At 67.6% G+C, this 21,802-nt stretch carries 24 protein-coding genes; 3 read left to right on the top strand and 21 right to left on the bottom strand.

The features are described 5' to 3' along the window. On the bottom strand, positions 1 to 213 hold a 213-nt coding region (locus tag CGR01S_RS16965), incomplete at its 3' end, for a hypothetical protein (RefSeq protein ID WP_217997537.1). On the opposite strand from CGR01S_RS16965, the gene CGR01S_RS13635 reads away from it, so the two are divergent. Next, complete coding sequence (locus CGR01S_RS13635; protein WP_042428225.1) at positions 212 to 2,104, top strand: ATP-binding cassette domain-containing protein; 1,893 nt, start codon at positions 212 to 214, stop codon at positions 2,102 to 2,104. The two genes, CGR01S_RS16965 and CGR01S_RS13635, sit on opposite strands and share 2 nt — an antisense overlap. Positions 2,105 to 2,140: 36 nt before the next feature. Here the strand turns inward: CGR01S_RS13635 and CGR01S_RS13630 are convergent, their stop codons facing one another. From CGR01S_RS13630 to CGR01S_RS13600, 7 genes are all read right to left on the bottom strand, one after another. Beyond that, a complete protein-coding gene (locus CGR01S_RS13630) occupies positions 2,141 to 3,238 on the bottom strand; it encodes a protein-glutamate methylesterase/protein-glutamine glutaminase (protein ID WP_042428223.1) in 1,098 nt (365 codons plus the stop codon). A 12-nt stretch (positions 3,239 to 3,250) separates the two neighbouring features. Further along, positions 3,251 to 4,006 (bottom strand): chemoreceptor glutamine deamidase CheD, encoded by a 756-nt coding sequence (gene cheD, locus CGR01S_RS13625; protein WP_439644747.1) that lies wholly within the window; start codon positions 4,004 to 4,006, stop codon positions 3,251 to 3,253. 20 nt (positions 4,007 to 4,026) lie between these two features. Beyond that, positions 4,027 to 4,938 (bottom strand): CheR family methyltransferase, encoded by a 912-nt coding sequence (locus tag CGR01S_RS13620; protein WP_084690697.1) that lies wholly within the window; start codon positions 4,936 to 4,938, stop codon positions 4,027 to 4,029. Between the two features lie 112 nt (positions 4,939 to 5,050). Next, entirely contained in the window at positions 5,051 to 5,539 is a 489-nt protein-coding gene (locus tag CGR01S_RS13615) for a chemotaxis protein CheW (RefSeq protein WP_042428214.1), read from the bottom strand. A gap of 27 nt (positions 5,540 to 5,566) precedes the next feature. Then, complete coding sequence (locus tag CGR01S_RS13610) at positions 5,567 to 7,642, bottom strand: chemotaxis protein CheW (RefSeq protein ID WP_042428211.1); 2,076 nt, start codon at positions 7,640 to 7,642, stop codon at positions 5,567 to 5,569. 41 nt (positions 7,643 to 7,683) lie between these two features. Beyond that, on the bottom strand, positions 7,684 to 8,046 hold the full coding sequence (locus CGR01S_RS13605; protein WP_042428209.1) for a response regulator: 363 nt from the start codon (positions 8,044 to 8,046) through the stop codon (positions 7,684 to 7,686). A 65-nt stretch (positions 8,047 to 8,111) separates the two neighbouring features. Continuing rightward, a complete protein-coding gene (locus tag CGR01S_RS13600) occupies positions 8,112 to 8,558 on the bottom strand; it encodes a hypothetical protein (RefSeq protein WP_042428207.1) in 447 nt (148 codons plus the stop codon). Positions 8,559 to 8,744: 186 nt separating this feature from the next. Here CGR01S_RS13600 and CGR01S_RS13595 point away from each other — a divergent pair, with 186 nt between their 5' ends. Together CGR01S_RS13595 and CGR01S_RS13590 are read left to right on the top strand one after the other, a co-directional pair. Beyond that, positions 8,745 to 9,860 carry a hybrid sensor histidine kinase/response regulator gene (locus CGR01S_RS13595; protein ID WP_042428205.1) on the top strand — a complete coding sequence of 372 codons (1,116 nt, stop codon included), beginning with the start codon at positions 8,745 to 8,747 and terminating at the stop codon, positions 9,858 to 9,860. Then, a complete protein-coding gene (locus tag CGR01S_RS13590; protein ID WP_042428203.1) occupies positions 9,838 to 10,467 on the top strand; it encodes a response regulator in 630 nt (209 codons plus the stop codon). The genes CGR01S_RS13595 and CGR01S_RS13590 overlap by 23 nt, the downstream gene beginning before the upstream one ends. Positions 10,468 to 10,549: 82 nt before the next feature. Here the strand turns inward: CGR01S_RS13590 and fliR are convergent, their stop codons facing one another. From fliR to fliF, 13 genes are all read right to left on the bottom strand, one after another. Next, the gene (fliR, locus tag CGR01S_RS13585) at positions 10,550 to 11,320 is read right to left on the bottom strand and encodes a flagellar biosynthetic protein FliR (protein ID WP_042428201.1); all 771 of its coding nucleotides are present in this window, start codon (positions 11,318 to 11,320) and stop codon (positions 10,550 to 10,552) included. Between the two features lie 16 nt (positions 11,321 to 11,336). After that, positions 11,337 to 11,606, bottom strand: a complete 270-nt coding sequence (gene fliQ, locus CGR01S_RS13580; protein WP_042428200.1) for a flagellar biosynthesis protein FliQ — start codon at positions 11,604 to 11,606, stop codon at positions 11,337 to 11,339. A 9-nt stretch (positions 11,607 to 11,615) separates the two neighbouring features. After that, positions 11,616 to 12,374 carry a flagellar type III secretion system pore protein FliP gene (gene fliP, locus CGR01S_RS13575; RefSeq protein ID WP_042428198.1) on the bottom strand — a complete coding sequence of 253 codons (759 nt, stop codon included), beginning with the start codon at positions 12,372 to 12,374 and terminating at the stop codon, positions 11,616 to 11,618. Further along, a complete protein-coding gene (locus CGR01S_RS13570) occupies positions 12,364 to 12,732 on the bottom strand; it encodes a FliO/MopB family protein (protein ID WP_042428195.1) in 369 nt (122 codons plus the stop codon). The genes fliP and CGR01S_RS13570 overlap by 11 nt, the downstream gene beginning before the upstream one ends. A 7-nt stretch (positions 12,733 to 12,739) precedes the next feature. Next, positions 12,740 to 13,186, bottom strand: coding sequence for a flagellar motor switch protein FliN (fliN, locus tag CGR01S_RS13565; protein ID WP_042428192.1), 447 nt, complete (start codon positions 13,184 to 13,186; stop codon positions 12,740 to 12,742). Beyond that, complete coding sequence (gene fliM, locus CGR01S_RS13560) at positions 13,176 to 14,180, bottom strand: flagellar motor switch protein FliM (RefSeq protein WP_042428189.1); 1,005 nt, start codon at positions 14,178 to 14,180, stop codon at positions 13,176 to 13,178. The genes fliN and fliM overlap by 11 nt, the downstream gene beginning before the upstream one ends. 18 nt (positions 14,181 to 14,198) lie before the next feature. Next, positions 14,199 to 14,768, bottom strand: a complete 570-nt coding sequence (locus CGR01S_RS13555; RefSeq protein WP_042428185.1) for a flagellar basal body-associated FliL family protein — start codon at positions 14,766 to 14,768, stop codon at positions 14,199 to 14,201. Positions 14,769 to 14,925: 157 nt separating this feature from the next. Further along, complete coding sequence (locus CGR01S_RS16210) at positions 14,926 to 16,323, bottom strand: flagellar hook-length control protein FliK (protein WP_156967578.1); 1,398 nt, start codon at positions 16,321 to 16,323, stop codon at positions 14,926 to 14,928. Between the two features lie 17 nt (positions 16,324 to 16,340). Then, positions 16,341 to 16,790, bottom strand: a complete 450-nt coding sequence (fliJ, locus tag CGR01S_RS13545; protein WP_042428182.1) for a flagellar export protein FliJ — start codon at positions 16,788 to 16,790, stop codon at positions 16,341 to 16,343. Between the two features lie 14 nt (positions 16,791 to 16,804). Then, a complete protein-coding gene (fliI, locus tag CGR01S_RS13540; protein ID WP_042428181.1) occupies positions 16,805 to 18,217 on the bottom strand; it encodes a flagellar protein export ATPase FliI in 1,413 nt (470 codons plus the stop codon). Next, positions 18,201 to 18,935, bottom strand: a complete 735-nt coding sequence (locus tag CGR01S_RS13535; RefSeq protein ID WP_042428263.1) for a FliH/SctL family protein — start codon at positions 18,933 to 18,935, stop codon at positions 18,201 to 18,203. Before CGR01S_RS13535 ends, fliI begins: the two co-directional genes overlap by 17 nt. After that, positions 18,916 to 19,911 carry a flagellar motor switch protein FliG gene (fliG, locus tag CGR01S_RS13530; RefSeq protein ID WP_042428178.1) on the bottom strand — a complete coding sequence of 332 codons (996 nt, stop codon included), beginning with the start codon at positions 19,909 to 19,911 and terminating at the stop codon, positions 18,916 to 18,918. The genes CGR01S_RS13535 and fliG overlap by 20 nt, the downstream gene beginning before the upstream one ends. Positions 19,912 to 19,938: 27 nt before the next feature. Next, on the bottom strand, positions 19,939 to 21,645 hold the full coding sequence (gene fliF / locus CGR01S_RS13525; protein ID WP_042428174.1) for a flagellar basal-body MS-ring/collar protein FliF: 1,707 nt from the start codon (positions 21,643 to 21,645) through the stop codon (positions 19,939 to 19,941). Positions 21,646 to 21,802 lie beyond the last annotated feature (157 nt).

The following is a 21,802-nucleotide window of genomic DNA, read 5'->3' as shown; positions in this document are numbered from 1 at the left end:
TACCGAGCAGCGAAGCCTTGCATTGTACATCGAAATTTCGAGGGGAAGCAAGAAGTCGGGAGATTTATTTCCTGTCTCCGCCGTTGCTTGGCAGTCGTTATCCGTTGCAAGCACCAGCGAAGCCTTGCAGTGTAGCACGAAAAGAGGCCTCCAGCGGGCCTGGTGGCGGCGCCTGGGCGGCAGTTGGCGCGGCGCGCGGATAATCAGGCACATGGCCTTGATCTCTCTTCTCAATGCACAACTGGCCTTTGGCCATGTGGCGCTGCTGGACCACGCTGATTTTTCGCTGGAGACGCAAGAGCGCGTCGGCCTGATTGGACGCAATGGCGCGGGCAAGTCCTCACTGTTGCGGATCCTGGGCGGCATGGCGCACATGGACGATGGCGTGCGCCACGTACAGCAGGGGCTGCGCATCGCCTATGTGGCGCAGGAGCCGGATCTGCTGGACGAGGACTCCGTGTTCCAGTCCGTGGCGCGGGGGATTGCCGACGTCATTGCCTTGCGCGATGCGTACCTGAGCGGCGCGCCGGACGCCGACCTCGATGCGATGCAGACGCAGATCGAGGCGCGCGATGCCTGGAACTGGGAGCAGCGCGTGCAGGAGACCCTGCAGCGCCTGCACCTGGATCCCGAGGCGCGCATCGCGGGCCTCTCCGGCGGTACGCGCAAGCGCGTGGCGCTGGCGCAGGCGCTGGTGGCGCGTCCGGACGTGCTGCTGCTCGATGAGCCGACCAACCACCTCGACCTGGACGCCATTGTGTGGCTGGAGGAACTGCTCACCAGCTTCAAGGGCAGTCTGGTCACCATCACGCACGATCGCAGCTTTCTGGACCGGGTGGCGACACGCATCGTGGAGCTGGACCGCGGGCGCCTGCTGTCCTACCCCGGCAATTTCGCCGCCTATCTGACGCAGAAGCAAGAGCAACTCGTCCAGGAGCAGACCCTGGCGGCCAAGGCCGACAAGCTGCTGGCGCAGGAGGAGATCTGGATCCGCAAGGGCGTGGAGGCCCGCCGCACGCGCAGCCAAAGCCGCATCAACCGGCTGGAGGCCCTGCGCGCGCGCCGGCAGGCGCGGCGCGAGGCCCTGGGCAGCGTGAAGATGGAGGTCGCCTCGGGAGCGCCCAGCGGCAAGATCGTGGCCGAGCTCGATGGCGCGGCCAAGTCGTTTGGCGACAAGACAGTGGTGCGTCCGTTCAGCGCCACGATTCTGCGCGGGGACAAGGTGGGGCTGATCGGCCCGAACGGGGCGGGCAAAACCACCCTGCTCAAGCTGATTCTGGGCCAGTTGCCGCCCGACCAGGGCAGCGTGCGCCAGGGGGCCAATCTGCAAGTGGCCTATTTCGACCAGATGCGCGAGGGCGTGGACCTGGACGCCACGCTGGAGGATTTCATCAGCCCGGGCAGCGAGTGGATAGAAATCGGCACGCAGCGCAAGCATGTGCGCAGCTATCTGGGCGATTTTCTGTTCTCTCCGGCGCGCGCCCATTCGCCGGTACGTTCCCTGTCCGGGGGCGAGCGCAACCGCCTGTTCCTGGCACGCCTGTTCGCCCGGCCGGCGAACGTGCTGGTGCTCGACGAGCCCACCAACGACCTGGACATCGACACGCTGGATCTGCTGGAGGAATTGCTCCAGGCCTACGATGGCACGGTGTTCCTGGTCAGCCACGACCGGACCTTCCTGGACAACGTGATCACCAGCACCATTGCCTATGAGGGCGATGGCCAGTGGCGCGAGTACGAAGGCGGTGTCGAGGACTGGCTGACGCAGTCACGCCGCAGCCAGGCCCTGGCGGCGTCTGCGGCTCCCGCGCCGGCCCCGCGCAGCGCAGAGATGGAGAGCAAAAATGGCCTCCAGGGCAATCAGGACAAGCGCCAGCAGCTATCAAAAAAGAAGCTGAGCTACAAGGAGCAACGCGAACTGGAGCAGTTGCCCGCGGCCATCGAGGCGCTGGAGGCCGAGCAGCAGGCGATACGGCACACCCTGTCCGACGCGGCGATCTACACCCAGGATCCGGCCCGGGCCACGGCCCTGCACGCGCGCGATGCGCAGATCGAGGAAGCGCTGCTGCAGGCGCTGGAGCGCTGGACGGAACTGGGCGCTTGAACCTGCCGGCGGCCCGGCGGGGGCTGCCGGCACGCCTCAGATGCGGTGCATGACCTTGTCGGAACTGCTGCGCAGGCGCGCCACCAGAGCGGGGGCAATCTGGGTCAGGGGCAGCACTTCGTCGGCTGCGCCATGGGCGATCGCCTCGCGCGGCATGCCGAAGACGATGCAGCTCGCCTCGTCCTGCACGTAGTTGTAGCTGCCCGCGTCCTTCATCTCGCGCATGGCCGCTGCACCATCGGCCCCCATGCCCGTGAGCATGATGCCAAAGGCATTGCGCCCGACCATGGCCGCAGCCGACTTGAACAGCACCTCGACCGAGGGCTTGTGGCGATTGACCGGGGGGCCGTCGTCCACCACGGCCACGTAGTTGGCGCCGCTGCGGCCAATGTGGAACTGCCGGCCCCCAGGAGCGATATAGGCATGGCCCGGCAGAATGCGCTCGCCGTGGATGGCCTCCTTCACGGTGATCTGGCACAGGCTGTTGAGGCGTGCAGCAAAGCTGGTGGTAAAGCCCGGCGGCATGTGCTGGGTGATCACGATGGCGGGGGAGTCCGCGGGCATGTGCACCAGGATCTCCTTGATGGCTTCGGTGCCGCCCGTGGAGGCGCCGATGAAGATGACCTTCTCCGTGGACAGCCGCCCCAGCAGGCCGGCGGCCGGGCTGGCTGGCACGCTGCCGGCCGCCGCTGCCGCCCCCGCCGGCGCCCGCGGTGCGGCGCGCCGCACCTGGGCGACGGCCGCCACCCGGATCTTGTCGACGATCTGGCTGGCCAGTTCCTTGAGTCCGCTGGTGACGCCCACGCGCGGCTTGGCCACGAAATCGACCGCCCCCAGCTCCAGCGCCTTGAGCGTGACTTCGGCGCCCTGCTCGGTCAGGGTGGAGATCATCACCACCGGCATGGGCCGCAGGCGCATGAGGCGCCCGAGGAAATCAATGCCGTCCATGCGGGGCATCTCGACATCCAGCGTGATGACGTCCGGATTGAGTTCGCGAATCATCTCGCGCGCCACCAGGGGGTCGTTGGCCGTCCCTATGCACTCCATGTCCGGCTGGCGATTGATGATTTCGGACAGCAGACTGCGCACCAGGGCGGAGTCATCGACCACGATCACCCGAATTTTCTTGTTCATCGAACCTTACCGTCAAAAAAGATCCACCGTCCCGCCCGCCGTGGAGCTGGCCAGGACTGCTGCATTGCCCCGCTTCTCCTGGGCCACCAGTTCCTCGGGATGGGCGTGGGCCAGGCGCTTGACCATGGCCTTGCCCGTCACCGGGAAGAAGCACACCTTGCGCGGATAGATGTCGAGCACGTCCTCGGACACGATGGGGATGCGCTCGGTGTGCAGATAGTTGACGACGAACTGGGTGTTGCGTTCACCGACATTCATGGTCGTGAAGCTGGACATGACCTGCCCGCCGCCAAAGATCTTGGCCTGCATGGTCTCGCGCCGCGCACCCAGCTTGAGCATTTCGTTGATCAACAGCTCCATGGCATAGGAGCCGTAGCGCCCGGAGGCGTCCAGCGAATCGCCTTCGGGCAGCATGAAATGGTTCATGCCGCCCACGCGCATCCGGCTGTCCCACAGGCATGCGGCGATGCACGAGCCGAGCACGGTCATCACGACCACGTCCTCGCTGGAGACGTAGTACTCGCCCGGCAGCACCTTCACGGCGTTGTACTGGAAATGGGGGTCGAAATAAAAGAACGCCGCCTGGCCGGGGCGCACGGGCCGCGACTTGAGTTCTGCCAGCGAGACGCGCGGCGCAGGCGCCGCCGGTGCGGGGTAGATCTCGGGCGACAGGGGCGCGATCCGGGGAGCGCGGCGCCGTTCAGGCGTTCCCGAGGCACTGGGTGGCGATGCGATGGACATGGTCGGGCCTGGGCTGGGTGCGTTCATGGAGGGAGCGGATCGACAGGTCAGCGGCGTTCATAGACCGTCTTGCCGCGCAAGGTGAACAGGTCGCGCGATTCGCTGAAGTTCTCCGCATGCCCGACAAACAGCAGCCCGCCGGGCTTGAGCACGCGGTGGATGCGCTCGAGCACGCGACGCTGGGTCGGTCCATCGAAGTAAATCATGACATTGCGGCAAAAGACCACATCGAACGGCTCGCGGAACGGCCAGTCGTCGCGGATCAGATTGACGCTGATGAAGTCGATCATGCGCGTGAGCTCGGGCTTGACGCGCACCAGGCCGGCATTGCTCCCTTTGCCGCGCATGAAGAAGCGCTGCAGGCGTTCGCTGCTCAGCCCCTTGGCCGCTTCGATGCGGTACACCCCCTGCGCCGCCGTGGTCAGGACGCGCGAGTCGATGTCGCTGGCCGTGAGCTTGAAGGGCGGGTTGGCACCCAGCGTCTCGACCGCCGTCATGACGATGGAATAGGGCTCTTCGCCCGTGGAGGCGGCGCTGCACCACACGCTCCAGGGCGTGCCGGCAGGCCGCGAGCGCAGGTGGCTGGCGAGGATGTCGAAATGGTGGGACTCGCGGAAGAACGAGGTCAGGTTGGTCGTCAGGGCGTTGACAAACTCCTGCCACTCCTGGCCATCGTGCGACTCCAGCCAGCCCAGGTATTCGCTGAAACTGGAATGCCCGGTCTCGCGCAGGCGGCGCGAGAGGCGGCTGTACACCATGGCATGCTTGCCGTCGTGCAGGCTGATGCCCGCGCGCTGGTAGATCAGTGCCTTGACGCGGGCAAAGTCGGCATCCGTCCAGGTGAATTCGCGGCCTTGCACCAGGGGGCCGGGCGGCGGCGCCACCGGTACGGGATCGCGCGCCGGCTTGCGACGCTCGGCAGCCGCCGCGTCCGTCCTGGACTCAGGGTGGCGAAGCATGTGCTGTCTTTCTGGGAGAGCCGGGAGAGGCCCGGCCGTTCTGGCGCGGGGCCGGGAGCATGGCCACGGGGGCGGGAAATACCATCGACACAGCAGGTTTCATGCAGCCCGGTCAGCCTGCGGAGACGAGACCCATGTCCACCCCGGACATCAGTTTCTCGATATCGAGCAGGATGAGCATGCGCTCGCCCACCGAGCCCAGACCCATGATGCACTCGCTGTCGATGACGCTTTCAATGTCGGGAGCGGGCCGGACGCTGTCGGCGGCAAGCTCCATCACGTCGCTGACCGAATCGACCACGATGCCCACGACGCGGCTGCGCAGGTTCAGGATGATGACCACCGTGAACGCGTTGTATTCGGCCTTGGAGCAGTTGAACTTCAGGCGCATGTCCACGATCGGAATGATGGTGCCGCGCAGGTTGACCACACCCTTGATGAAGGCCGGCGCGTGCGCAATGCGCGTCGGCGGCTCATAGCCCCGGATCTCCTGGACCTTGAGGATGTCGATGCCGTATTCCTCCTGGTCCAGCCGGAAGGTCAGGTATTCGCGCGCACCGGCAGTCGCCGCGGATTCGGTGGTTTTTTCCATCACGCTCATTCGTTTTCTCCTTCTCGCACTGCAGTCTCAGTGGCGCGCACGGCGCACCAGGCCACCGATGTCCAGAATCAAGGCCACCCGGCCATCGCCCAGAATGGTCGCTCCGGACACGTTGGGCACCTTGCGGTAGTTGGATTCGAGGTTCTTGACCACGACCTGGTGCTGGCCGAGCAGCTCGTCAACGAGCAGTGCCACACGGTTGCCGTCTTCCTCGACCACCACCATGATGTTGCTCGACTTGTCCATGTCAAAGCGCGGCACCTCGAACACTTTTTCGAGCGCGATCACCGGCATGTACTCCTCGCGCACCTTGACCAGTTGCGAGCCCTGGGCCACGGTGTTCACGTCGTCGGGGTTGACCTGGAAGGACTCGACCACCGAGGACAGCGGCAGGATGTAGACCTCGTCACCCACGCCGACGGACATGCCGTCCATGATGGCCAGCGTCAGCGGCAGGCGCACCAACACGCGGGTGCCGTAGCCTTCGGACGAGTCGATCTCCACCGTACCGTTGAGCGAGGCGATGTTGCGCTTGACCACATCCATACCCACGCCGCGCCCCGACACGTCGGTGACGGTATCGGCCGTGGAAAAGCCGGGGGCGAAAATGATCTGCCAGACGTCCTGGTCGCTCATCTGGTCGGATACGTCCAGACCGCGCTCGCGCGCCTTCTTGAGGATTTTTTCGCGCGAGAGCCCGCGCCCGTCGTCGCGCACCTCGATGACGATGGAGCCGCCCTGGTGCGACGCCGACAGCGTGATGGTGCCGTGTTCGGACTTGCCTGCGGCCAGGCGGTCCTGCGGCATTTCGATGCCATGGTCCACGCTGTTGCGTACCAGGTGCGTGAGGGGGTCGGTGATTTTCTCGACCAGCCCCTTGTCCAGTTCGGTGGCCTCGCCCAAGGTGACCAGTTCCACCTTCTTACCCAGCTTGTTGGCCACGTCGCGCAGCATGCGCGGGAAGCGGCTGAAAACGATGGACATCGGGATCATGCGGATCGACATCACCGATTCCTGCAGATCGCGGGTGTTGCGGTCCAGGTCGGCCAGGCCGGAGATCAGTTGCTGGTAGGTGGCGGGATCCAGCCCCAGGCTGTTCTGCGCCAGCATGGCCTGGGTGATCACCAGCTCGCCGACGAGGTTGATGAGCTGGTCCACCTTGCTGACGGACACGCGGATGGTGTTGGACTCCATCTGCGCCTGGCTGCCGCCCTTGGATTCGGCCTTGGGCGCAATGCGCGTGACCGGCGAGGTCGGTTCGATGGCGCCCAGGGCATTGCCGGGCTTGCTGCCGGGCGCTCCCGGCGCATCGGGGAAGAAGCCGAAGCTCTCGCCTTGGGCCGGTGGCGCGCCGTTTTCGCGGATCTGCACCTGCTCCTTGGCCACGTGGAAGGCGAAGAGGTCCAGCAGGTCGTTGTCGGTGGACGAGGTTTCCACCGCGAACAGGCGCATGTTCGGTTCGCTGCTCGGCATATCGGTGATGGTGCCCAGACCGGCGATGTCGCGGAACAGCTCCTTGATCGCGTCGGCCTGCTCCAGGCGCTCGATGGGGCCGATGCGGATCTGCAGCGCGCGCATGCCTGGCCGCGCCGGGGCGGCCGGCGCAGGCGCGGCCTCTGCGGGCTGCGGCTGGGCAGGCGCGGGAGCGGCGGGCGCCGCAGGCTTGACGGGCTCTGCCGGCACCTGGCCGGACGCCAGTTCGCTGATGCGGCGCACGAGATCGGTCGTGGAGGGCGGCTCGTCCTGCGCGCCGGACTGGTGGCGCGCCAGCAGCACGCGCGAGATGTCGGCAGACTCCAGCAGCACATCGACCATTTGCGGGATGGGCTGGATTTCATGGCGGCGCAGACGATCGAGCAGCGACTCCATCTGGTGCGTCAGCTCGGCCACGTCCGCAAAGCCGAACGTCGCTGCGCCGCCCTTGATGGAATGCGCGCAGCGGAAAATGCCGTTGAGCTCCTCGTCGTTGGCCTCCTGCAGGTCCAGGTCCAGCAGCATGTGCTCCATCTGGTCCAGGTTCTCGGCGGCTTCTTCGAAAAAGATCTGATAGAACTGTGACAGGTCGAAATCCGCGCCTGCACCTTCCTGGTGGATGTCTGCCATGGGAACAACTCCTGTGTGCTTGTCGTCGTCGGCCGGGCCGATCAACGGATCACTTTCTTGATCACCTCGATCAGGCGATTGGGATCGAAGGGCTTGACCAGCCAGCCCGTCGCCCCCGCGGCCTTGCCGGCCTGCTTCATCTGGTCGCTCGACTCGGTGGTGAGGATCAGAATGGGAACGGTCTTGAAGCGCGGATCCTCCCGCAGCTTGCGCGTCAGTCCAATGCCGTCGAGGCGGGGCATGTTCTGGTCTGCGAGCACCAGGTCGATGTTCTGGGTCTGCGCCTTTTCCAGGGCATCCTGCCCATCGACCGCCTCGACCACCTGGTAGCCTGCACCCGTCAGAGTGAAAGACACCATCTTCCGCATGGACGGGGAGTCATCTACGGCTAGGATCGATTGCATTGATTGCTCCAACATTCTGATGGGGGTTGTTGTCGAATATATCGGTAATTGCGGGCACGGCTGCTTCAGAACAGCTCGATGGAGCCTGCGTCCATCTCGCTCTGGGTCACCGGGTTGGGCCTGTCGGGGGCCATTTCCACGAACGAGGCGGACTCCTCGCCCTCTTCCGCGCCCATGGATTCGGCCGCCAGGCGGAAGGCGCAGGCCTGCAGCACCTTGGTGGTGTGCCAGATCAGTTGCGAGGCCATGTCCTGGAACTGCAGCTCCGTCACGGCATTGCGCAGGGCCTCCCGGGCGGCCTGCAGCTCGGGGGAATCGCCCGCGGTCGCGTCCGTCAGGTTCTGGTTGGCGACACCGAAGCGCTCCATGAGGTTGTCCGTGGCGTGGCTGATCAGCCCCTCCAGCCGGTGCAGATCGTGCATGACCACAAGCAGGGAATCCTGTACCTCCGCTGCCACCATCACGGGCAGGCGGACCACCGGATCGCCAGGATGATTGGGCTCAGATTCCATCACTACTCCAGTGCCGCTGATGGTGACAAGATACACGAATCCTCTATTGCGCCGAATGCGTGAAACCCCAGGTCAGGCACGGTGCGGCCTGGGCGCCAAATGCCTGGAGCCGCGCGCGCCACACCCCCGCCGCGCGCCGGCTCCACCGCTATTTGTACCAATTTGTGTCCTATGATAGCCCCAACCATGCTCTGCGGCACCACAAATACCCGCTTGCGCGTCCTGCACCTGGAGGATTCCCCTGCCGACCAGGCCCTGGCACGCTTGGCACTGCGCCGTGCCGGCTGGGAGGCCCGCGTGGACGCGGTGGACACCCTGGAGGCGTTCCAGGCGCGTCTGCAGGAGGGTGGCCATGACGTGATCCTGGCGGACTACCACCTGCCGGGCTTCACCGCGCTCGATGCCTGGACGCTGGTGTCCCGGTCGCCCGCGCCGCCGCCCTTCATCCTGGTGTCCGGCGCCATCGGCGAGACCGCGGCGGTGGAGGCCATCCGCGGGGGCATGGCGGACTATGTGCTCAAGGACGAGCTGGCACGGCTGCCCCATGTCATCGAGCGCGCCCTGGAGGTGCAGCGCGCGCGCCAGGCGCAAGCGCAGGCGGCGCGCGAGCTCGCGGCCTCGCGCCAAAGCCTGGCCGAGCTGACCGAGCACCTGCAGACCTCGATCGAACAGGAGCGCGCAGCCATTGCGCGCGAGATCCACGACGACATCGGCGGCGCGCTGACGGCCGTGCTGTTCGACCTGTCGTGGATAGGGCGCCACAGCGAACAGGCGGGGGTGCGCGAGCACGCCCAGGCGGCCACGGCCATGCTGCAGCACGCCCTGGGAGCGAGCCAGCGCATCATGATGAACCTGCGCCCGCCCATGCTCGACCAGGGGCTGGTGGCCGCCATCCAGTGGCTGGCGGACAATTTTGCGCAGCGCACCGGCATGGCCGTGCACCTGCAGGCGTGCCGGCCGCACATCGCGCTCGACGACGCCCTGCAGCTCGTGGCTTACCGTACGGCGCAGGAGGCGCTGACGAACATCTCCAAGTACGCCCAGGCGCGCACGGTGCGCATCGACCTGACCGACACCGAGGGGGTGCTCACGCTGGAGGTGAGCGACGACGGCCGCGGCTTCGATCCGGCCGCCCCGGGCCGGCCCGGATCGTTCGGCCTGCAGGGCCTGCGCGAGCGGGCCCGCACCGTGGGGGGCTGGCTGGACGTGAGCAGCCGGCCGGGCCAGGGCAGTTCGGTGATACTGTCCGTGCCCCTCGACCCTAATCCGGAGAACCCGCATGATCCGTGTAGTGCTGTGTGACGACCATGCCGTGGTGCGCCGCGGCATCCGCGACACCCTGGCCGAGTCGCCGGGGATCGAGGTCACCGGCGAGGCGGCCAGCTACCCCGAACTGCGCGAGGTGCTGCGCTCGGCGCCGTGCGATGTGCTGCTGCTCGACCTCAACATGCCCGGGCGCAGCGGGCTGGAGGTGCTCGCCAGCCTGCGCGAGACCGACTCGGCCATCAAGGTGCTGGTGGTCTCCATGAACCCCGAGGACCAGTACGCCGTGCGCTGCCTGCGCGCCGGCGCCCAGGGCTACGCCAGCAAGGCGGCCGACCCGGTGGCGCTCATCGAGGCGGTGCACACCATCGCCCAGGGGCGCAAGTACCTGACCCCGGAGGTGGCGCAGATGCTCGCCGAGAGCATTGCCCAGCCCGAGGACGTGGCGGCGCACACCACGCTGTCCGAGCGCGAGCTGCAGACGCTACTCAAGATCGCCTCGGGGCGCCGGCTGTCGGAGATTGCCGAGGAGCTCATGCTCAGCCCCAAGACGGTGAGTGTGTACCGCTCGCGGGTGCTGGAAAAGCTCAAGCTCACGAACAACGCCGAACTCACCGCCTACGCAATCCGCAACCAACTGGTGTGAAGCGGCGCGGCGCAGGAATTCAATAAAAAACGGCTCCAGCGCGCTATTGATAAGCGCCAACAGCTATCATTTCAATAGCGAACTAGAACTGGATGCCCAAGGTGTCGAAGGCCTGCTGGAACAGCTTGAGCACGGGCTGCTCCAGCATGGGCAGGGTGGCCGCAATGCCCAGCAGGCCCACGGAGAGCGTGACCGGGAAGCCCACGGCATAGATGTTCATCTGCGGCGCAACGCGCGAGATGATGCCCAGCGTGAGGTTGACGAACAGCAGCAGGGCGATCATCGGCAGGGCCATCCACAGCGCGCTGGTGAACAGCGCGCCCCCCATCTCGTACAAGCGCATTTGCGCCAGCGCCTGCAGGAAGTTGCCGTCGGTGGGAAAGCGCTGGAAGCTCTCGACCACGGCCATGAGCACCATGAGGTGGCCGTTGATCACCACGAACAGCAGCATGGACAGGTAGCCATAGAACCGCGCCACGGCACTGACCTGGGCGTTGCTCGTCGGGTCGAAGAACGCTGCAAAGTTCAGGCCCATCTGCAGGCCGATGACTTCGCCCGCCATCTCCACGGCGGCAAACACCAGGCGCACGGCAAACCCGATGGCCAGCCCCACGGCCACCTGCTGCGCCACCGCGCCCAGCGCCCCGGGGCCGTTGAGCGCGACCACGGGCTGGTCTGCCAGCACCGCCTGGGCGCTGAGGGCGACGAAGAAGGCCAGGCCGATGCGCGCGCGCGCAGGCACGGCCCGCATGGAAAAGAGCGGCGCCACGGAAAACACCGCCAGCACGCGCAGGAACGGCCAGAGCAGCGGCGAGAGCCACGCCACCAGCTGCGATTCGGCAAAGGTGATCACGGCCCGGGCCCCGCGCTCAGCCGATCACGGTGGGAATGGATTCGATGGTGCGCCGGATGTAGTCCACCAGCGTGGTGATCATCCATGGCCCGATCACGGCGAACACCGTCACCGCCGCCACCAGCTTGGGCACGAAGGCCAGCGTGGCCTCATGGATTTGCGTGATCGCCTGGAAAATGCTCACCACCAGCCCCACCGCCATCACGGCGCCGAGCACGGGCATGGCCACCATCAGGAGCAGGGTGAGGGCATCGCTGCCGATGGAGAGCACCATTTGCGAGGTCATGGGACGGTCCTAGGTGACGAAGCTGGCGGCCAGCGAGCCGATGAGCAGGTTCCATCCGTCGGCCAGCACGAACAGCATGAGCTTGAAGGGCAGCGCCACCAGCACCGGCGAGAGCATCATCATGCCCAGCGACATGAGGATGCTGGAGACCACCATGTCGATGACCAGGAACGGGATGAAGATCAGAAAACCGATCTGGAACGCCGACTTGAGCTCGCTGGTCACAAAGGCCGGGACGATGACGCGCATGGGCGCCGTCTCTGCCGTGACCGCGGGATCGAGCTTGGCCAGCCGCGCGAACAGGGCGAAGTCCGACTGGCGCGTCTGCTTGAGCATGAAGCCGCGCATGGGGGCCTCGGCGCGCGCCACCGCCTGCTCGAAGGTGATGGCATCCTTGGTGTACGGCAGGTAGGCGTCCTGGTAGACCTTGTCCAGCGTGGGGCCCATCACAAAGAACGTGAGGAACAACGACAGCCCGATGACCACCTGGTTGGGCGGCGCCGACTGCGTGCCCAGGGCCTGGCGCAGCAGCGACAGCACGATCACGATGCGCGTAAACCCCGTCATCATCAGCAGGATGGCGGGCAGGAAGGACAGGGCCGTGAAAAACAGCAGCGTCTGGATGGGGACGGAAAAGCTCGTCCCGCCGCTGCCCGAACCCACCAGCACGGGCAGGCTGCCCGCCGCCTGCGCCCAGGCCGGCGCCTGCAGCAGGCACAGCGCCAGCAGCACCAGCGCGCGCAGGGGGCGCCAGGTCTTAGGAGCCATGGCGCACATCGGTAGACAGGGCGGGCGCGCCCAGGGCGGCGGACTCGGCGTGCAGGGTGCGCGCGAAGTCCGCGGCCGTGCTGCCGGCGGCGGTGGCGCCAGCGGCGGACAGCACGTGCAGGCAATGGATTTGCTGCGCCGTCACCCCCAGCACCAGCCAGGTGCGCGCATGCTCGGGTCCGACCTCCACGGTCACCACGCGCTGCTGCGGCCCCACGGCCACGGCGGACACCACTTTGGAGGCCATGGCCTGCCCGGCCCCGGCGTTGGCCTGGCGCTGCTGCAGGCGGCGCACCAGCCAGGGCAAGGCCGCCATGCCCGCCATGAAGAGCACGACGGCGAGCAGCGCCTGCGTCATGGATGCATCAGCCACGGCTGAGCCTGCGCAAGCGCTCGGACGGGGTCACGACGTCGGTCAGGCGGATGCCGAACTTGTCATTGACCACCACCACCTCGCCCTGGGCGATGAGGTAGCCGTTGACGAGCACGTCCATGGGCTCGCCAGCCAGCGCGTCGAGCTCCACCACCGAGCCCTGGGCGAGCTGCAGGATGTACTTGATGGGCACTTTCGTGCGGCCCAGCTCCACCGACAACTGCACCGGGATGTCCAGCACCATGTTGATGTCCTGGTGCGGTGCATCGTTGCTCGCGCCCGAGAACGGCATGGCCGCGCCGCCGGCCAGGGGCCCGCCCTGGTCGCTGGTGTCCGGGCCGTCGGTGCGCTTTTGCTCTTCCAGGGCCTCGGCCCAATCGGCAAACGGATCGTCCGCCGCTTCGCCGGGCTTGTTGTCCGGGTTTTCTTCAGAGGGCATTCTTCTCTCCCATCCAGCTTACGTCCCCGGTGCGCAGGCATTCCTCGATGCGGATGGCGTACCGGGAGTTGTGGGTACCGTATTGGCAATCAAAAAGGGGCACGCCACCGATGGAGGCGCGAATCCGGGGCTGGCGGTCGAGCTCGATGAAGTCGCCCGGCTTCATCGCCAGCAATTGTTCGACGGTGGCCTCTGCCGTTGCCAGCTCGGCCACGAGCGTGACCTCGGCCGCCTGGATCTCGCGCGAGAGCACGCGCACCCAGCGGCGGTCCACCTCGATCGAGTCGCCCTGGGTCGAGGAGTACAGCACGTCCCGGATGGGTTCGAGCGACGCATAGGGCATGCAGATATGGATGGCGCCCGAGAGGTCGCCGATTTCCAGTTGGAAGGCCGTGGACACCACGATCTCGCTGGGCGTGGCGATGTTGGCGAACTGGGGCTGCATCTCCGAGCGCTGGTAGTGCAGCTCCAGCGGGTAGATGCCGTGCCAGGCCTTCTTGTACTCGGAGGTGATGACATCGACCAGCCGGTTGATCACGCGCTGCTCCGTGGCCGAGAAATCGCGCCCCTCGATGCGCGTCTGGAACTTGCCCACGCCGCCATACAGGGTGTCGATGACCCCGAACACCAGCGAGGGCTCGCACACGATCAGGCCGCTGCCGCGCAGGGGGCGGATGGCGACGATGTTGAAGTTGGTCGGCACCGCCAGCTCGCGCAGAAAGGCGCTGTAGCGCTGCACGGTCACCGTGCCCACGGAGATCTCGGGGCTGCGGCGGATGAAGTTGAACAGACCGATGCGGAAGTTGCGCGCAAACCGCTCGTTGACGATTTCCATCGTCGGCATGCGGCCGCGCACGATGCGCTCCTGACTGGAGATGTCGTAGACACGCACCTCCCCGGTATCGAAGACCTCTTTCTCGTTCTTCTGGCTCTCGCCGGTGACGCCTTCCAGGAGGGCGTCGACTTCTTCCTGCGATAAGAATGATTCGCTCATGGCGCGCTCCCGTGCCGTTCACTGGATGATGAAACTGGAAAACAGCACGCCCAGCACCGGGTTGACCGGCGCCTTGCGCCGCGGGCGGGCGTCGGGGTCCTCCTCATCGCCCCGGGACTTGGATTTGGCCGCCGGAGCGTCGAAACCCAGGGGGCGCGAGACTTCGCGCTGGATGTCCTTGGCGAGCTTTTCCTTGCCTTCGCGGGTGAGCAGCTCATCGGACGTGCGCTGGGAGGCGAGCATGAGCACGCCGTTGCGGATGGTGGGCATGTGCTGCTTGACGAGTTCTGCCGTCTTGGCATCGGCCAGCTGGAGGGTGATGCCCAGTTGGGCAAAGCGCTCGCCGCCGTTGTCTGCCAGGTTCACGACCAGCATGTCCATGGGCAGGAATACCGGAGGGGCTGCCGGTTCGGCCGCCTTGGCCGGCGCCTCCTCACCGTCTGCCGCCTGCGCCCTGCTCTTGAGAAACCAGAGCGTGCCCGCACCCGCAAGCACCAGCAACGCCACGACCACGCCGATGATGACGAGCAGCTTCTTGCTCCTGGCGGGTTTTTTGGCGGTTTCGGCGGGTGCTGCGGTGGATGCCACGGTGTTTCCTAGCTTGGGGTGCAAGGGGCTGCCGCCCCCTGCCTTGCAGGGGCGGCGAACCTCGCATGGGGTCCATTATTGGACGCCGGCCAGCCGATGATAGCCAGAATAAAACGGCAAATACGGTGGCATTTCCCGTCTGTGGCGGCGCACAGGCTCAGACGAACAGATCCACGGCGCGGTCCGTCAGCACCCGGATACCCGTGCGCACGCCATCGACCGCCGCCGGGCCGGCCTGTACACCGGCACCGCCGCGGGGATCGTCCTGTCCGCGCCCACTCCCCTCGCCCCCGGGCCCGGCCCCCGGCTGCTGCGCGTTCTGGCCGATGGACAGTCCGGCCAGCTCCAGCCCATGCTGCTGCAGCAGGTCGCGCAGCTGCGCCTGGCTTGCATCGAGCAGTTCGCGGGTGGACGCCTGCTCGGCCGTGAAGCTGACATGGGCCTGGTTGCCCTGCAGGGCCACGCTCACGTCCACCGGCATGCCATCGTGGCTCACTGTGAGCTCGGCCTTTTGCAGGTTCTGGTTCACCCAGAACGCCACTTCATCGGCCAGGGCCTCCTCGAAGGCGGCGACGCCAGCGTCGGCCGGCAGATCCGCCATGGGCGCCGAAAACCCGTCGGCGGCGGGCGCCGCCCATGCACCATCTGTGCCTGACTGGAAGGCACCGCCCCCCGGTTCATGGCGCGGCGCGGGCGCGCGCACGGCCCCCGCCTCGGCCACTGCGGCAGAGAGCGTGGACTGGGGCGCCGCCCCGCCCGCCTGCCGCTCTGCCTCCAGGGCGGCACGCCCCAGGCCCGCCGCCGCAGCCTGCAGGCTCTGGGCCTGCGAGGGTGTGGCCTGCGCGCCGAGGCTGCCCGGGGCCGAGACCGCATCGCCGGCCGGGGCATACCGCGCCAGCGTCGGACGGCTCGCCGCGGTCGCATCCATGGCACCCAGCGCGGCAGCACCCCGGGAGGCACCTGCCTTGCGCCCCGCCCCGCCGGGCCGGGCGGGTGCGCCCTCGGCATCGCCCACCAGGCCTGCACCAGCCTGCCGGCCATCGCCCGCCGCCGCGTCCAGGCGCGCCGTCTGCGCCACCAGGCCATCGGGCAGCCCGGCCGCCAGCAGCATGCTGTCCAGACCCTTGCCACCCACGGCCGGACCTCCCGGCACAGGCAGCGCGCCCGGCCCGTGCGTCGGCAGCAGCCCGCTGTGCAGGCCGCCACGGCTCTCCAACACGGATCCGCCGACCGCGTCCTGCACGGCATTGGGCAGCACCGGCACCTCCGGCTGCGTCCACCAGCCTGCCTGCAGCATGGCCTGGGCCGCATCCTGGGCGGCAGGTTCGTCCGCAGGCGGTGTGCTGCCGGTGGCGGGCAGTGCCGCATCCTGGGCGGTGGTGAGGGCCGCCCCGTCCAGCGGCTCCAGCGCTGCCAGCAAGGACAGAAAAGCGCCGCCCCCCTGGGCGGCCGCAGCGTCCGGGCCCGCTGCGGAGGCAGCCCCGGGGCGGGTACGCGCCACCTGCCCGCCCTGGGGGGGCGGGCTGGACGGGCCTTGCATGCGTGTTGCTTCCATGGTGAACTCCCCGGCCTTCAATGGCCGCTGTGTGTACGCAAGTGCTGCTGTGCAGCACGCTCATCGGTCTGTTTCTGCTCACGCCGCCAGTGCGCCTGCTCGGCCTCCAGGCGGCGCTTGTCCAGCAGTTTCTGCAGGCTGGCCAGGCGCACCTCGGCCTCCAGGCATTTGTGGCGGGCGTGGTCCACGCGCGCCGCGTGGTCGCCCACGACGCCCGATTGCAGGCCGGCCGCGTGCTGCAGGCGGCCCATGAACTGGTAGTGGTGGAACAGCACCTCCGGGGCGCGCTGCACCTCGGCACGCACGCCCCAGCGGTTTTCCGTTTCCTGCGCGTAGTTGTTCAGCACCTGCAACTGCTCCTGCGCCGCCTGTTGGGCGCCCAGTGCGTCCTGCAGCACGCGGCGCGCCTCGTCGCGCTGGCGCGTGGCCAGCTCCACGGCGACGGCAAGAGCGTTGGTCCTGGCCATGGCTGTGCTCCTTCTCAGCCGTGCAGCACGGCCGCCATGGCGCCCACGCTGGCATCCAGGGGCGCGGCCTCGAACATGCCCTGCTGCAGAAAGGCCTGCATGGCCGGCTGCAAGCGAATGGCTTCGTCGAGCAAGGGATCGGAGCCCGCCATATAGGCCCCCACCTGCACCAGGTCGCGGCTCTTCTGGTAGCGCGAATAGACGGCGCGGAACTCCCGTGCCGCCTCGAAATGCGCGCGCGGGACCACGTTGTGCATCACGCGCGAGGCCGATTGCTCGATGTCGATGGCGGGGAAGTGCCCGGTCTCGGCCAGCGCGCGCGACAGCACGATGTGCCCGTCCAGAATGGCGCGCGCGGCATCGGCGATCGGGTCCTGCTGGTCATCGCCCTCGGACAGCACGGTATAGAAGGCCGTGATCGAGCCCACCCCGTGCAGGCCGTTGCCGCTGCGCTCCACCAACTGGGGCAGCTTGGCAAAGCACGAGGGCGGATAGCCCTTGGTGGCCGGCGGCTCGCCGATGGCCAGGGCGATCTCGCGCTGTGCCATGGCATAGCGCGTGAGTGAATCCATGAGCAGCAGCACATGCTTGCCCTGGTCGCGGAAATGTTCGGCCACGGCCGTGGCGTAGGCCGCCCCCTGCATGCGCAGCAGTGGGGGCGCGTCGGCCGGCGCGGCCACCACCACGGCGCGGCCGCGGTCCTGGGCACCGAGGATGTCCTCCACGAACTCCTTCACCTCGCGCCCGCGCTCGCCGATCAGCCCGACCACGATGATGTCGGCCTGGGTGTAACGCGCCATCATGCCCAGCAGCACGCTCTTGCCAACGCCGGAGCCGGCAAACAGACCCAGGCGCTGGCCGCGCCCCACGGTCAGCAGGGCGTTGATGGCGCGCACACCGGTATCGAGCGGTTCGCGCACCGGGTCGCGGTCCATGGCGTTGATCTGGCTGCGGTTGATGGGCTCGGCACTCACGTCCTGCAGCGGCCCGGCATGGTCCAGGGGTACGCCCTGCGCATCGACCACGCGGCCCAGCAGGCCCGCCCCCAGAGGCACGCGCAGCGCACCGATGCGGTTGACGGCGCGCGCCGGCTCGCCCATGCGCGGCACGGGGATATAGGGGGGCGCAGGCACCACGGTGGCTCCGCTGGACAGGCCATGGATGTCGCCTGCGGGCATGAGAAAGGCGCGCTCGCCCGCAAAGCCGACCACTTCGGCCAGCACCGGCTCCTTGCCCGGCATCTGCACCAGGCACTGTGAGCCCACAGGCACGCGGATGCCCACGGCCTCCAGCACCAGGCCGGTCAGGCGGGTGAGCGTGCCGCGCAGCTCCAGGCCCGCATCCTGCGCCACGAGAGCGCGGGCGTTGTGCAGGAAATCGGCCCACGGCGAGGCGTGCCGGGCAGTACGGTCAGGTGCCGGGGTCATCGCCCTCGCCCTCCAGCGGCACGGCCAGGCCCAGCGGGGCAATGGCCCTTTGCCAGCGCTTTTCCAGGCTGCCGTCGATCACCACGCCCGCCTGCTCGACCAGGCAGCCGCCCGGGGCCACGCTGGCATCGGCCAGCCATTTCACCGACTGGGCGAAGGGCTCCTGGAGCAAGGCCGCCTCGAGCAGCGCGTGGTCTTGCGGGTGCAGGCGCACCGTGGCGGTGGCGCTGTCGGCAGCGAGCATGCCCACGGCTTCGCGCACCACGGGCAGCAGGGCCTGGGGGTTGGCCTGCAGCTCCTGGCGCAGCACCTGGCGGGCGATGTCGCAGGCCAGCTCCAGCACGTGGCCGGCAGCGCCCTGCTCCAGTTGCTCCCACTGCTCCTGCATGCCGCGCACGATGGCGTCGATGCGCTCGGCCGCCTCCCGCCCCTGCTGGCCGATGTAATCATCGAGGCGCTGCTGCCATTCCAGGCTGGCCTGTTCGCGGCCTTTTTCCTCGCCCTGCGCCCAGGCCTGGGCACGCGCCTGCTCCAGGGCCTGCTGGTGCGCGGTCTCCACCTCTTCGGGGGTGGGCGGCGGGGGGAGCTCCTCGGCTTCTTCCGGCACCTCCGGGGTGCCGTCCACGGCGCCGAACTTCCAGTGCGTGACGTCGCCCACTTCTTCCCGCGGGATGAAGCGCGCGTAGATCCGGCTGCTCTTAGACGAAGGCGTCGTCACCACCGCCTCCAATCACGATCTGGCCTTCATCGGCCAGGCGCCGCACGGTCTTGAGAATCTCCTTCTGCTGCGCCTCGACCTCGGACAGGCGCATGGGGCCGCGCGACTCCAGGTCTTCGCGCAGCGCCTCGGCGGCGCGCGAGGACATGTTGGAGAGGAACTTCTCGCGCAGCTCGGGCATGGCGCCCTTGAGGGCCACGATGAGCGTCTCGGAGGCGATCTCCTTGAGCACGGCCTGGATGGCGCGATCGTCGAGCTTGATCACGTCGTCGAACACGAACATCTTGTCCATGATCTTCTGCGCCAGGTCCGGGTCGTGGGCGCGGATGGACTCCAGCACGGCCGTATCCACGTTCGTGCCGAGCAGGTTGATGATTTCCGCTGCCGTCTTGACGCCGCCGAGCGAGGCCTTGCGGATCTTGTCGCCGCCGGCCAGCACCTTGAACAGCACCTCGTTGAGGTCCTTGAGCGCCATGGGCTGTATGCCCTCGAGCGTGGCCACGCGCAGCATGACTTCGTTGCGCTGGCGCTCGGTGAAATGCTTGATCACGGAGGCGGCATGGTCGTGGTCCAGGTGCACGAGGATGGCCGCCACGATCTGCGGGTGCTCGTTGCGCAGCAGCTCGGCCACGGAGAGCGGGTCCATCCACTTGAGGCTTTCGATGCCCGAGACGTCACCGCCCTGCAGGATGCGGTCGATCAGCAGGCCCGCCTTGTCGTCGCCCAGGGCGCGCTTGAGCACGGCGCGCACATAGTTGCCGGTATCCGACACCAGCAGGCTCTGGGCGGCCGCCTCGTTCGAGAATTTCTGGACCACTTCGTCCACCTTCTCGCGCGAGACGGTGCGCATGCGTGCAATGGTTTCGCCGAGTTTCTGCACCTCCTTGGGCGAGAGGTGCTTGAAAACCTCGGCAGCCTCCTCCTCGCCCAGCGACATGAGGAAGATGGCGGCGTTGTTCAGTCCTTCTTCATCCATGGTGATTCCTGCAGGCGAGCGCGCCGCTCAAGCGGTCTCCCCGCCGACCCAGTTCTTCACGATATTGGCCACAGCCACCGGGTTGGAGCGCGCCAGCGCGCGCGCCTCCTCCAGGCGCAACTGCTCGGGCGTGGCCACGGCCTGCTGCTCCTTCTTGGCCGGCGCCGGCAGCGCCGGGCGCTCGGGCTGGTCAGCCTCCACGGCGTCGAGCTGCGCGCCCGCCATGGGGATGGCTCTGGGCCCGCCCAGCGCCTTGAGCGCGGGCCGCACCAGCCCCAGCAGCACCAGGGCAGCAAACAGCGCCATGCCCACGGGCCAGGCCAGGCTGCGCGCCAGCTCCTGCGTTTCGGGCTGCTTCCACAGCGGAGTATCGTTCGCCACCACCGGCTCCTGCTGGAAGGGCGCGTTCATGAGGTTCACGGAATCGCCCCGGTCCCTGCTGTAGCCCACGGTCTCGCGCACCAGTGCCGTCATCTTCTCCATCTGCTCGGGCGACAGCGGCTTTTGCTCCACCTTGCCCTTGGCATCGGTCACGCTCTGGTAGTTGACCACCACGGCCGCATTGACCCGCTTGATCGCCCAGTTGTTCCCGCGCGTGACGCGCACCGTCTTGTCCACCTCGTAGTTGGTGGTCGACTCGCGCTTGCTGCTGCCCGTGTCCGTGCCTTGCTGCTGCCCCCCCGCCTGGCCTGCCGCCTGGGGCGCCGGGTTGGCGCCGTTGATGGGCGCAGCCGAGGGTGCGGGCGGCTGGTTGGCCACGGCGCCCACGCCGACGGGCCCCGTGCTGGTGGAAGTCGCGGTCTCCCGGCTTTCCAGTACCTGCTGGCTGCGCACCACGGCGGCGTCCGGCGTCTGGTTGGGCCGGTACTGCTCCTGGGTGGAATCGGTCTGGCTGAAGTCGAGCTCGGCCGTCACCTGCGCCTTGATGTTGTTGCGCCCGACCACGGGTTCGAGGATCTCCATGATGCGGCGCGTGTACTGCTGCTCGATCTGCTGCACATACTGCAACTGCTGCGCGTCCACCGCCGCGCCATTGCCTGCCTCGCCCGACTGCGACAGCAGCTTGCCGCTATCGTCGAGCACGCTCACGGCCGCGGGCTGCAGCTCCGGCACGCTGGCAGCCACCAGGTGCACGATGCCGGCGATCTGGGCACGGTCGAGCGTGCGGCCCGGGTACAGGCTCACGAGGATGGACGCCGAGGGTTTCTGCTGCTCGCGGAAAAAACCGTTCTGCTGGGGCAGCGCCAGGTGCACGCGCGCACTCTGCACCGAGGACAGCGACTGGATGGAGCGCGTGAGCTCGCCTTCGAGCCCGCGCTGGAAGTTCAGGCGCTCCTGGAACTGCGTCACCCCGAAGCGGCCGGACTCCATCACCTCGAAGCCGGTGACCGTGCCCTTGGGCAGGCCCTGCGAGGCCAGGCGCAGGCGCACATCGTGCACCCGGTCCGAAGGCACCATGATGGCGCCGCCACCCTCGGTGTAGCGGTAGGGGACGTTCATCTGCGTGAGCTGCGCGACGATGGCGCCACCATCCTTGTCCGACAGATTGGCAAACAGGACGCGGTAGTCCTGCTGACGCCCGAGCAGCACCGCGGCCATGGCCGCGGCCACGAGCAGAACCACGCCGATCCCCAGGCGCAGGCGCTGGGCACGGTCCAGGGAGGAGAACCGCTGCATCCACGCAGGAGCGGCAGCGGCGGGAGCAGGGGCGGGCACTTGAGCGGCGGCGGACATCTTGCTTGGCAGTATGACAGGAGCCCGGAAGCAGGCTTTGGTGCCGTCGATTATTCGGCCGCCCCCCGTTCACTGGCGGCCCGATAAGGCGCGCATTTGGCCATCATTTCGCCACTATGGCGCCGCGCCCCCTGCCTACCATTGCGTCATCCCCCCA

Origin of the sequence: Comamonas granuli NBRC 101663, from assembly GCF_000739995.1 — a bacterium.
GTDB classification, from domain to species: Bacteria; Pseudomonadota; Gammaproteobacteria; order Burkholderiales; family Burkholderiaceae_C; genus Simplicispira; species Simplicispira granuli.
The sequence above is the reverse complement of the archived record's forward strand: the minus strand, read 5'-3'. Positions and strand labels throughout refer to the sequence as shown.